The sequence below is a fragment of the Lacinutrix jangbogonensis genome, assembly GCF_000797445.1.
Taxonomy (GTDB): Bacteria; Bacteroidota; Bacteroidia; order Flavobacteriales; family Flavobacteriaceae; genus Lacinutrix; species Lacinutrix jangbogonensis.
The window spans coordinates 1-12,111 of the sequence record NZ_JSWF01000015.1 but is presented as its reverse complement, the minus strand read 5'-3'; the positions used below and the strand labels follow the sequence as shown (position 1 = coordinate 12,111).

Here is a 12,111-nt window from a genome sequence, read left to right as displayed (position 1 = left end):
ATTAAGTCTTTTGCTTCTTCTTTTTAGCTGCAGGAAATAACACATTATTTAAAATAAGTCTATAACCTGGTGATGTTGGATGTAAGTCTAGTTCTGTTTTAGGATCGCCAACTTTATGTGTGTAATCTTCTGGATCATGACCGCCATAGAATGTGAAAAAGCCTTTTCCTTTAATACCATGAATGTATTTTGCCTCACCATTTGTTCTGTTTTCTCCCATTACAAGTACATTACTTTTAATTTCCTCACGCGAAAAAGAAGTGGTTTGACCCATAAAACCTTTAACCAAAGCCGTGTGATTTTGACATAACATGGTTGGTATAGGATCCCATTTTGCAGAGAAATCCATTAATGAGAAATAGTCTGTTTGCTTAGGGATTTTTCGTTTTCTAGTCATATCTATGCTTGAAAACTCATACACCAATGGACTACGTTCTAATCTATAATCTTTAAATGCGAATGTTTTACGGTATTCTATTTTAGATTGGTAGTTTGCATCGCTTCCATCTCCGTCGAACATTGGCTCGCAAATATCTACTCCTTCTGCAGATAATGCAATGTCAAAACTATCTGTAGCACTGCACATGGCGAACATAAAACCACCTCCAACAACATAGTCTCTAATTTTTAACGCCACGTCTCTTTTTTCGTTAGACACTTTACTGTAACCAAGTCTTGTTGCCAAAGCTTCAGCTTGATTTTTCTTCTCTATGTACCAAGCAGCTGTTCTATAGCGTGAGTAGAATTTACCAAACTGTCCTGTAAAATCTTCATGATGTAGGTGCAACCAATCGTATAAAATGAGTTCATCTTTTAATACATTTTCATCGTAGATAGTTTCGTAAGGTATCTCTGCATAGGTTAATACCATTGTAACGGCATCGTCCCAAGGTAATTTCCCTTTTGGAGTATAAACTGCAATTTTAGGTGCTTTCTCTAAAACTACAGCTTCCATATTTTTACTTGGACTGCTAATATCTTCAAGAATGCTTTCTGCTTTGTCATTACTTAAAACCTCGAAGCTTACACCTCGAATTTTACATTCTTTTTGAATTTCGGCTGTATCTGGTAATAAAAATGAACCGCCTCTGTAGTTTAATAGCCATTTAACTTTTATGTCCTTAGCTAAAGACCAATAGGTGATACCATAAGCTTTTAGATGATTTTCCTGTGTTTCGGCATCCATAGGAACCAATATGTACGATGCATAACTTTGCGTTACAAATAATAGTATTATTAGTTTTACTAGTTTTTTCATGGGTCCGAAAGTTAATCAAAAAATAGTCTGTCTAAAACTGTTTTAGTACAATTTTAACGGATTGCATATTTAAGCAGTTTTTTATAATGTGGAGTGCATTCCATTAATAATGGCTTAAGATGCTCAGGAAAAGTTTTAGTTTTTGGTTTGTATGGTAAATACCCTGTTGATTTATGAATATTTGTGTACCAATATTTAGCCCAGACACCATCTTCTGGTCTTGCTGCTGCTTGCCAATGCAGCATATTTTCATCAAAAGGAATACCTATAAACGCACACAATTGTGTTAATACTTTCTTTGGGTTTAATAATACTTGTTTAGAGTCTAAAACTATTGGTTTAATGTTATTAGCTTCAAAATAATTTAAGAGTTCAGTATGTTTAGCATACCCAACATCATCTAGACTTGGATTCTTTATTACTTTATCAAAGGAAGGTAGCATTTCTATAGGATCTCGAGTTAGTATAACATTATACACCTCATTCATGAAGTCTCGATTTAAATGCAATAAGTGATGTGTCATGTTTTTAAAAAAGAAGACTGGCTTTTCATTATTAGTCAACATTTTTTCAATCACCTTATTACCATCATGCTCTAAGGAATTTAAGATATCTTGCGCTCCTGGATGGTATTCCTTTGCATCTGTATTACTTAAATAATGTGCATATAGAGGCTCATCAAATACTTTGGTGTCTTGTCTTTGTGCAAAGCTATACATTAATGTTGTAGAGATATTTCTTGGTCCAGACCATAAACAGATGCGTTTAGTATTTATCACTTTCTACTTCTTTGACTATTAATTCGTGATATAAACTACTTAATTTCCTGGTGAAATCTCCATAGGTTTGCTCTCCTATTGTTCTTCCATCAATTTTAGTTACAGGAGTTAATCCTCCAAATGTTCCTGTTACGAAAGCCTCGTCTGCTCCATAAACATCAAACAACGAGAAATCTTTTTGATGACATACAATATTATTTTCTTTACATGCTTGAATTACTTTTGCTCTAGTAATTCCATTCATGCAATATTGTCCTGTAGATGTATACACTTCTTGATCTCTTATAATAAAAAAATTGGTTGCATTACATGTTGAAACAAAACCATTAACATCTAGCATTAAAGCTTCGTCTGCTCCGGCTTCAATAGCTTGAATTAGCGCTTGCACTTCATGCAATTTGCTATGGCAGTTTAATCTTGGATCTAAATAATCTGGCGAACCACGGCGAACAGTACTTGTAAATAATGTTATTCCTTTTTCTTTACTTTCTGGCGAAGCTTTTTTATACTCGGGTAAAATAACCACATTTGGGCCAGAAATAGTAAGTCTAGGATCTTGAGATGGTGTTTTTTTAATGCCTCTTGTAATCATAATACGAACATGAACATTGTCTTGCATATTATTTTTATTTAAGGTTTTCCAAACTTCGGCAACTAATTCTTCTTTAGTAAAAGGGAATTTCATCCCAACAGTTGCTGCGGATTGCCATAATCTATCTAAATGGTCTTTAAGAAAAACTAAAACACCTTTGTGTAAACGTAGCGCTTCCCAAATACCATCTCCTACAAGGTAACCACTATCAAAAACTGAAATTTTAGCATCTTCCCGTTTAAAAAATTCTTTATTAATATAAATTTGAATATCTTTATTTCTACTGTCTTCTACTGCATTATGTGTACCATGAACCATAAAATTATTATCTTTTTATTTTAAAAAAGAAAGATAGCAAAAAAGACGGTAATTAATCTAAGAAATTAAATTTGATATTGTTTTAGTACTCGGAAATTGTTCGAAGATAATCTTAAGAAAAACAGTAATAGGAATCGCCATTATTAAACCTGGAACTCCCCAAATAAATCCCCAAAACATTAGCGATACAAGAACTGTAATAATGTTTATTGAAAAAGATTTTCCCATAAATATTGGTTCTAGAATACTACCATAAAGTACTTGTGTCCCTGCAATTGCAAGTATAAAGAATAGCAATGTACTTGATGCTTCTAGTTCTACAAATGCGAAAATTGATAGTAATATAACTGTAATAAAAGAGCCCACCATTTGTACAAAATTTATAAGGAAGGCAAATAATCCCCAAAAAATTGGAAAACTAACATCGAAGAAAAAACATGCTAGCCCAGTAAACAAACCAGTGAGAAAACTAACTAATACTTTTACTTTAATAAACTTTATTAACTCGTTTTCAATTTTAATGAATGTTTTAATAGATTGGTGTCTTTTCCTTAATAAGGTTTGATTGAGAAGGTTTTCTATATTTATAGATTCTGCTAACCAAAGTACGACAAAGAAAATAGTCATTAACAGAGCTGTTAACGTTCGGCTTATAACCGTTAAAGTGTTTCCAAAATTATTAAAAATAGTATCTTTATTTAGAAAGCGTGTTAGTTTTGCATGGTCGTTTTTTATCGTTTCAGTTCCTAAAACAGATTGTACTTCGTACACCAAATCGTTAACTTTAGTTTCCGCTTTTAAAAAGAAAGACGAATCGCTTTCCATTATTTGCTTACTTGTAAGCTTAACCAACTCCACCCCTAATTTTACACCAAGAATAATAATTAATATTACTATAAAAATACTAATGATTTTATGTACTCCTCTACGTTTTAAAAAACGCAATAGTGGTAAAAACATCAACGCGATAAACATAGAAAACACCAGTGGTACAAAAATGAACGATAGCGTTTTAAGTAAATAAAATACTATTGGTATTACTACAATTAATAGTAAATAATTTGTGGTACGGAGTTTATCCATTATTGTTACGCTTATTTTTATGTAAATATAATTTAATGATTTCTTTTTTGATAGAATTTAACAGTAGTTGTTAAAATGGCACCTCATCGTCTGGAGCGCCAAAGGCGTCTTCTGGAGAAGCTGAAAAATTATCAGCTTTAAAAGTATCGTCGTTAGCGGCGGCATTCATTTTACTATGAAATTCTTGACCAAATGGCGTATCGAAATCATCCAAATTATCAAACTTACCTAAGTTGCCAATAAACTTTAAACGAATATTATCCAAGCCACCATTTCTATGCTTGGCAACAATAAATTCACCTTGTCCCGCCGTTGGAGATTGATCATCGTCATCCCATTCGTCAATTTTATAATATTCTGGTCTATAGATAAACGACACAATATCTGCATCTTGCTCAATAGCTCCAGATTCACGTAAATCTGATAGTAAAGGTCTTTTACTTCCTCCACGAGTTTCTACAGCACGCGATAATTGCGAGAGCGCTATTACAGGCACTTCTAATTCTTTGGCTAGTGCCTTTAAGTTTCTAGAAATAGTAGAAATTTCCTGCTCTCGGTTTCCGCCATTACCTGCAGCCGTCATCAATTGCAAATAATCTACCATAATCACTTTAATACCATGCTGAGATGATAGACGTCTCGCTTTTGCTCGCAAATCGAAAATTGAGAGTGATGGTGTATCATCTATAAATAATGGAGCTTTTTCAAGTGCTTTTACTTTTACGTTTAGTTGCTCCCATTCGTGTTTTTCTAATTTCCCAGTTCTTAATTTCTCTGAAGACAATCCCGTTTCACTAGAAATTAAACGAGTTATTAACTGCACAGATGCCATCTCTAAAGAGAAAAATGCCACAGGAATATTATGGTTTACGGCTATATTTCTAGCCATGGTTAAAGTAAAGGCTGTTTTACCCATTCCTGGACGTGCAGCAATAATAACTAAATCACTTGGTTGCCAGCCAGATGTCAATTTATCAAGCTTATCAAACCCAGAAGGAACACCACTCATTCCATCTTTCTTGGAAATCTCTTCAATTTTCTTTTTGGCTTGTATTACTAAATCTTGTGCTGTTTCACTCGATTTCTTAATATTTCCTTGTGTAACTTCGTATAACTTAGATTCTGCTTTGTCTAATAAATCGAAAACATCCTGAGTTTCATCATAAGCCGTTTCAATAATTTCACTTGAAATTTTAATTAAACTTCTTTGAATAAATTTCTGTAAAATAATACGTGCATGAAACTCAATATGTGCAGAAGAAGATACTTTTTGCGTAAGAGAAATAAGGTAAAAATCGCCTCCTGCTAAATCTAACTTTGCATTAGTCTTTAACTGTGTAGAAACGGTTAATAAATCGATTGGTTGACTTTCTTGAAACAACATAAAGATAGCTTCAAAAATATGTTGATGCCCTTCTTTATAAAAAGCATCTGCACTTAAAATATCGATAACTTCATCGACACCTTTTTTATCAATCATCATCGCTCCAAGTACAACCTCTTCTAAATCTAGAGCCTGCGGTGGTATTTTTCCTTTTTCAAGAGAAATAATTGTACTTTTATCTACTTTATATCCAGATATATTTTGTGGTTGCTTCATCTGTTATTTTCTATTTTTATTAAATGTCAGATGGTGTTCGCCATTAAGGGATTCGGACATAGATTTAGCTTTGATTTTGGCTTGGTTCATGTTAAGCGAAAGTAAAACAATTGTTAAGAGCATGTGAATTTTAATACTGTTCAATCTTAACAATTGAACTGTTAATAAGTCAATAATTTTGTTAATAAGCATAAAAAAAATCTGAAAGACCAGCTTTCAGATTTTAATGTTTTCAGTATTTGTAACTGTTAGCCTTTATAAACTCCCATTTGAGAATATTTATCCATACGTTGAGCAACCAAATCTTTTGGTGATAAGTTTTTAAACTCCTCATAAGATTTTATAATCGCATTTTTAACTGCTAAAAATGTTTTTTCTCTATCGCTATGCGCTCCACCTAATGGTTCTTTAACGATTTCGTCTACAATCTTCATTTTTTTCATATCTGTTGCAGTCAGCTTTAAAGCATCAGCAGCTTGTTCTTTATATTCCCAACTTCTCCATAAGATTGAAGAACAAGATTCTGGAGAGATTACAGAATACCAAGTATTTTCTAGCATTAGCACCTTATCTCCTACTCCAATTCCTAAAGCTCCTCCAGAGGCACCTTCACCAATTACAATAGTAATTATTGGTACTTTAAGACGTGTCATTTCTAAAATATTTCTAGCAATAGCTTCTCCTTGACCACGTTCTTCGGCCTCTAAACCAGGATACGCTCCAGGAGTATCTAAAAGTGTTATTACAGGAATACCAAATTTTTCAGCAGATTTCATCAAGCGTAATGCTTTACGGTAACCTTCTGGATTTGCCATCCCAAAATTTCTATATTGTCTTGTTTTAGTATTGTATCCTTTTTGTTGACCAATAATCATGTAACTCTGGTCTCCAATTTTGCCTAAACCACCAATCATAGCCTTATCGTCTTTAAAATTACGATCTCCATGTAGCTCTAAAAAAGAGTCTCCACATAAAGCTTGAATGTAGTCTAAAGTATATGGCCTGTTTGGATGACGTGACATTTGGACACGTTGCCAAGGCGTTAAGTTCTTGTAAATTTCCTTTTTAGTTACAACAAGCTTTTTCTCTATCTGTTTACAGGTTTCTGTAACATCAACATTGCTCTCTTTACCAATAACTTGGCATTTGTCTAATTGGTCTTCTAGCTCTTTTATTGGTAATTCAAATTCTAAATATTCCATTGAGAATTGTATTAATATAGTTTCTTAGTTAGGTTACAAAATTACACAATTTTTTGGTTTTGTGTATTCTTATTTTTAAAGGCTTTTGTGTTTTTTATTATTCCATTTAATAATACCGTGGATAATATAATAAATGCACCATAGTAAAAGGAGGGTGACATCGTTTCCGTTTTCGGAAATATTATTAATGCCAAAATAACGCCATAAATAGGTTCTAAATTATAGGTCAGTACAACCGTGTAAGGACTAATTTGTTTCATAACATAAACTGAAGCAATAAAAGCATAAGCAGTACAAATAGATGCTAATAGTAACAAGTAAAGGAAATCTTTAGCACTTAATTGCAAGTATTCTAAAGAAAAACCCTCTCCAAATATTAATATAAAAAGTGAAATAAAAATAACGCCAGCAATAAACTCGTAAAATGAAATTTTTGTCGCTGAATCTTTTTCAAGAAACTTACCGTTTAATACAGCAAATAGTGATGAAAAAAAGGCGGATGAAATACCCAATAATATTCCCATAATATGCTTCATCTCGGTTTTTAAAATGATTGTAATACCAATAATTACTACAATCCCGAAGAGAATTTCATACCAAATAATTTTTCGCTTATAGACTATTGGTTCAATAAATGAGGCAAAAAAAGCTCCAGTAGAAAACATAGCTAATGTTATGGATATATTAGAAACGTCTATTGCTGCAAAAAAAGTAATCCAATGCAAAGCTATAATAATTCCGGCTACAGAAAACTTAATAAGTGTTTTTATATTTATAGAGATATCTACTTTCGCTATTTTTATGTAAACAAACATAAATATAGATGCAATTACCATACGATACCAAACTAGAGAGACCGCTTCGATAGTAATAAGTTTTCCAAGAATAGCAGTAAATCCAGCTATAAAAACTAAAAAATGTAGGTGTAAATAACTTTTAAGTTTATCGTTTAGCATTGTACAATAGTATTACAGCTAAAATACCAAAAATTACATTTGGAAACCAAACTGCTATCAGTGGAGAGAAATCTGATTGTGCTGCCATTGTACCAAAGACCTTATCGAAGAAAACAAAAATCATGGCGATAGTAATACCAAAAGCAAGGTTTACACCCATTCCTCCTCTTCTTTTTATTGAGGATACAGCAACTGCTATTATTGTTAATATAAATACCGAAACTGGTAAACTCCATTTTCTATATAATTCTAACTTGTACCGTCCTATGCTCGACGAACCTCGTTTTTCTTCACGTGAAATAAATCGCTTTAAGTCTATATAGTTTAAGGTCTCTGCTATGTAGTCGTCTGGAACTAAATCTTCTAATTCGAAATTAAAAATAGTATCTTTTCTTCTTTCGCTTTCAAGAATATCATCACCTTCAGTAATAGAACGTTTAAAGTAATTTCTTAATCTATATGTAGAATCTTTCTCAACATATCTAATACTGTTTGCTTCAATTTTATAGGCCAATTTATCGTCCTCAAAATGTTCCAATGAAAAATTTAAGCCTTGATTTCTTTTAGCATCAAAACTGCTAACATATATAATTTCGTTATCATTAATCTGTTTAAAAAGCTTTTGGTTTTGATTGTGTTTTTTACCACTTAAATATTTATATTTAAAATCGTTAAAACCTTTACTAGCATTAGGTGCTAAATATAAACCTAAAACGATTGAGATCATAGCCACAATAGTAGCACCAATTAAATAAGGTCTTAAAAACCTTGAAAAGGAAACTCCCGAACTTAAGAAAGCAACAATCTCTGTATTGTTGGCCAATTTGGAAGTAAATAATATTACCGACAGGAATAAAAATAAAGGAAATAGTAAGTGCGCAAAGTAAACAGTAAAATCTAATAGATAAACCATGACTTCACCAAAAGGTGCTTCTCGCTCTAATATTTTACCAATTTTCTCTGCAAGATGCACTGTTATTCCAATAGGGATAAACAATAATATCATCATTAAAAATGTGAGTAAGTATCGCTTTAATATGTACCAATCTAGTATTTTCATTCTTTCTTAAGCTCTCAAAACGAGAGTGACAATCCTGTTCTTTTTATCTCTTTTCTCTTCTCTATCAACTTTCTTAATTAACTTCTAAACTCTAAAGTCTTTTATCCATTTGTTTTACCATCATATCTTTCCATGTCCTAAAATCTCCTGCTAAGATATGTTTTCTTGCCTCACGTACTAACCACATGTAAAATCCTAAATTATGTATGGTTGCTATTTGTGCTGCTAATCTTTCGTTTACGGTAAATAAGTGTCTAACGTATGCTTTAGAATAATCTGTATCTACCCAAGTAATTGCCATGTCATCTAATACAGAAAAATCATCACGCCATTTTAAATTTTTAATATTTATAGAACCATGAGCTGTAAATAACATTCCATTTCTAGCGTTACGTGTTGGCATAACACAGTCGAACATATCGACACCGAGTGCAATATTTTCTAATATATTAATTGGTGTTCCAACTCCCATTAAATAACGTGGTTTATCTTCTGGAAGTATCGCTGTTACTATTTCCGTCATAGCATACATTTCTTCCGCAGGCTCACCAACAGACAAGCCTCCAATAGCATTACCTACTGCTCCTGCATTTGCAATATATTCCGCAGATTGCACACGTAAATCTTTATAACAACTCCCTTGAACTATTGGGAAAAATGCCTGAGAATAATCGTACTTAAAAGGCACTTTTTCTAAATGGTTAATACATCTGTCTAACCATCTATGCGTCATTTTCATAGAACGTTTAGCGTAGTTATAATCGCAAGGATATGGTGTGCACTCATCGAAAGCCATAATAATATCTGCTCCAATGCTACGTTGAATTTCCATTACACTTTCTGGTGTAAACGTATGGTAACTTCCATCTATATGAGACTTAAATTTTACGCCTTCCTCTTTAATTTTTCTGTTTGCAGATAAAGAATACACTTGGTAACCACCAGAATCGGTTAAAATATTACGATCCCAATTCATAAATTTATGTAAACCTCCAGCTTTTTCTAAAACATCTATTTGTGGTCTTAAATATAAATGATAGGTGTTTCCTAAAATAATATCTGGATTGATATCATTTTTTAGCTCGCGCTGGTGCACTCCCTTTACAGAAGCAACAGTACCAACAGGCATAAAAATTGGTGTCTCTATAACGCCATGATCTGTAGTAAGTACTCCAGCTCTCGCACTACTTTGTGCATCTTTTCCTTTTAAATCGAATGTCATAGTTATGAAAATATTCAGCTCGTAAAGATAATTAACAAAATAACATACGTTCTTAAACATTTAATAAAATTCAAAAAAGTTTGAAATTGTTAGCAAATCGTATCAATTCGTTAATAAGTGCCTTTGTACTAATATTGTATTCCCTCTTTAAAAAGCTATTTTTGATGCTTTATAAACCAAGCTAAAAACAATGGCAAACACACAACAATTAGAGGACATTACAACTCAGGTTCGTAGAGATATTTTACGAATGGTTCACAAAGTAAATTCTGGACATCCAGGAGGATCTTTAGGCTGTGCAGAATTTCTTGTAACACTTTACAACGAGATTATGGACAGAAAAGATGGTTTTGATATGGATGGTATTGGTGAGGATTTATTCTTCCTTTCAAACGGTCATATTTCACCAGTTTATTATAGTGTTTTAGCCAGAGCTGGTTATTTTTCTGTAGATGAGTTGAACACCTTTAGAATAATTAACACACGTTTACAAGGGCATCCAACTACACATGAAGGCTTGCCAGGAATTAGAATAGCTTCTGGATCTCTTGGACAAGGTATGAGTGTTGCACTTGGTGCTGCACAAGCCAAGAAATTAAACGGTTGCAAACACGTAATCTATAGTTTACATGGTGATGGTGAATTACAAGAAGGACAAAATTGGGAAGCTATTATGTATGCTGCAGGAAAAAATGTAGATAATATAATTGCAACTATAGATTTAAATGGACAGCAGATTGATGGTTCTACCGATACTGTTTTACCAATGGGAAGCATCAAAGGTAAATTTGAAGCTTTTGGCTGGACCGTTTTAGAAATTGAAAAAGGAAACAATGTTGATGCTATTTTAAAAGGTATGGCAGAGGCAAAGTCTTTAACTGGCAAAGGAAAGCCTGTTTGTGTATTATTAAAAACAGTTATGGGTAATGGCGTAGATTTTATGATGCATACACATGCTTGGCATGGAAAAGCACCAAACGATGCTCAGTTAGCTACTGGATTGGCACAGAATGCTGAAACTTTAGGCGATTATTAATCCTTCAAATTAAGAGACAAAAGATGAAAACATACGAAAATCAAGGAAATAACGATACACGCTCAGGGTTTGGAGCAGGATTAACAGAATTAGGACGAACAAATCCTAATGTGGTAGCACTTTGTGCGGATTTAATTGGTTCGCTAAAAATGGATCAATTTATAGAAGAAAATCCAGAACGCTTTTTTCAAATAGGAATAGCAGAAGCTAATATGATGGGTATTGCAGCTGGTTTAACTATTGGCGGTAAAATTCCTTTCACTGGAACTTTTGCTAACTTTTCTACAGGTCGTGTTTACGATCAAATAAGACAAAGTATAGCCTATTCAGATAAAAATGTAAAAATTTGTGCTTCTCATGCAGGTTTAACACTTGGAGAAGATGGTGCAACTCATCAAATTCTTGAAGACATTGGATTAATGAAAATGCTACCAGGAATGACTGTAATTAATACATGTGATTATAACCAAACCAAAGCAGCAACTATTGCCATTGCAGAACATGAGGGACCAGTTTATTTGCGTTTTGGAAGACCAAAAGTAGCCAACTTTACACCTGTTGATCACAAATTTGAAATAGGAAAAGCGTTGCATTTATTAGATGGAACAGATGTCACTATTGTTGCCACTGGACATTTAGTTTGGGAAGCACTTGAAGCTGCAAAGGCTTTAAATGAAAAAGGGATATCTGCTGAAGTCATTAACATTCATACTATTAAACCTTTAGATGCCAAGGCAATTATAGATTCAGTAAGTAAAACAAATTGTATTGTTACTGCCGAAGAGCACAACTATATGGGGGGACTTGGAGAAAGTGTTGCAAGAGTATTATCGCAACACAAACCAACGCCTCAAGAATTTGTTGCTACAAACGATACTTTTGGTGAGTCTGGAACACCTGCTCAACTAATGGAAAAGTATGGTTTAAATGCTGACGCTATTATAAAAGCTTGTGAAAAAGTGATAAAAAGAAAGTAACTTTCTTTTAGATATAAAAATAAAAAGA

Annotated in this window: 11 protein-coding genes; 2 read left to right on the top strand and 9 right to left on the bottom strand. The window is 33.0% G+C overall.

The window, feature by feature from the left end:
- Position 1: 1 nt before the first annotated feature.
- The 9 genes from RH82_RS02375 to tgt all read right to left on the bottom strand — a co-directional run bounded on the left by RH82_RS02375 (position 2) and on the right by tgt (position 10,070).
- Positions 2-1,186 carry a hypothetical protein gene (locus RH82_RS02375; RefSeq protein ID WP_034057759.1) on the bottom strand — a complete coding sequence of 395 codons (1,185 nt, stop codon included), beginning with the start codon at positions 1,184-1,186 and terminating at the stop codon, positions 2-4.
- Positions 1,187-1,311: 125 nt separating this feature from the next.
- The gene (locus RH82_RS02370; protein WP_034057758.1) at positions 1,312-2,037 is read right to left on the bottom strand and encodes a sulfotransferase-like domain-containing protein; all 726 of its coding nucleotides are present in this window, start codon (positions 2,035-2,037) and stop codon (positions 1,312-1,314) included.
- Positions 2,024-2,947, bottom strand: a complete 924-nt coding sequence (locus RH82_RS02365; RefSeq protein WP_034057757.1) for an aminotransferase class IV — start codon at positions 2,945-2,947, stop codon at positions 2,024-2,026. Before RH82_RS02365 ends, RH82_RS02370 begins: the two co-directional genes overlap by 14 nt.
- Positions 2,948-3,004: 57 nt before the next feature.
- Complete coding sequence (locus RH82_RS02360; RefSeq protein ID WP_034057755.1) at positions 3,005-4,030, bottom strand: AI-2E family transporter; 1,026 nt, start codon at positions 4,028-4,030, stop codon at positions 3,005-3,007.
- A 70-nt stretch (positions 4,031-4,100) separates the two neighbouring features.
- Positions 4,101-5,630: a replicative DNA helicase gene (gene dnaB / locus RH82_RS02355; protein ID WP_034057753.1), complete on the bottom strand. Its 1,530-nt coding sequence runs from the start codon at positions 5,628-5,630 to the stop codon at positions 4,101-4,103.
- Positions 5,631-5,878: 248 nt separating this feature from the next.
- The gene (locus RH82_RS02350; protein WP_034057752.1) at positions 5,879-6,832 is read right to left on the bottom strand and encodes an acetyl-CoA carboxylase carboxyltransferase subunit alpha; all 954 of its coding nucleotides are present in this window, start codon (positions 6,830-6,832) and stop codon (positions 5,879-5,881) included.
- 41 nt (positions 6,833-6,873) lie between these two features.
- A complete protein-coding gene (locus tag RH82_RS02345; RefSeq protein WP_034057751.1) occupies positions 6,874-7,788 on the bottom strand; it encodes a DMT family transporter in 915 nt (304 codons plus the stop codon).
- Positions 7,775-8,848: an LptF/LptG family permease gene (locus RH82_RS02340; protein ID WP_081979164.1), complete on the bottom strand. Its 1,074-nt coding sequence runs from the start codon at positions 8,846-8,848 to the stop codon at positions 7,775-7,777. The genes RH82_RS02345 and RH82_RS02340 overlap by 14 nt, the downstream gene beginning before the upstream one ends.
- A 91-nt stretch (positions 8,849-8,939) precedes the next feature.
- Positions 8,940-10,070 carry a tRNA guanosine(34) transglycosylase Tgt gene (gene tgt, locus RH82_RS02335; protein WP_034057748.1) on the bottom strand — a complete coding sequence of 377 codons (1,131 nt, stop codon included), beginning with the start codon at positions 10,068-10,070 and terminating at the stop codon, positions 8,940-8,942.
- A gap of 190 nt (positions 10,071-10,260) precedes the next feature.
- Between tgt and RH82_RS02330 the strand changes: the two genes are divergently transcribed.
- Together RH82_RS02330 and RH82_RS02325 are read left to right on the top strand one after the other, a co-directional pair.
- The gene (locus RH82_RS02330; RefSeq protein WP_034057747.1) at positions 10,261-11,106 is read left to right on the top strand and encodes a transketolase; all 846 of its coding nucleotides are present in this window, start codon (positions 10,261-10,263) and stop codon (positions 11,104-11,106) included.
- A gap of 23 nt (positions 11,107-11,129) precedes the next feature.
- Positions 11,130-12,083 (top strand): transketolase family protein, encoded by a 954-nt coding sequence (locus RH82_RS02325; RefSeq protein ID WP_034057746.1) that lies wholly within the window; start codon positions 11,130-11,132, stop codon positions 12,081-12,083.
- Positions 12,084-12,111 lie beyond the last annotated feature (28 nt).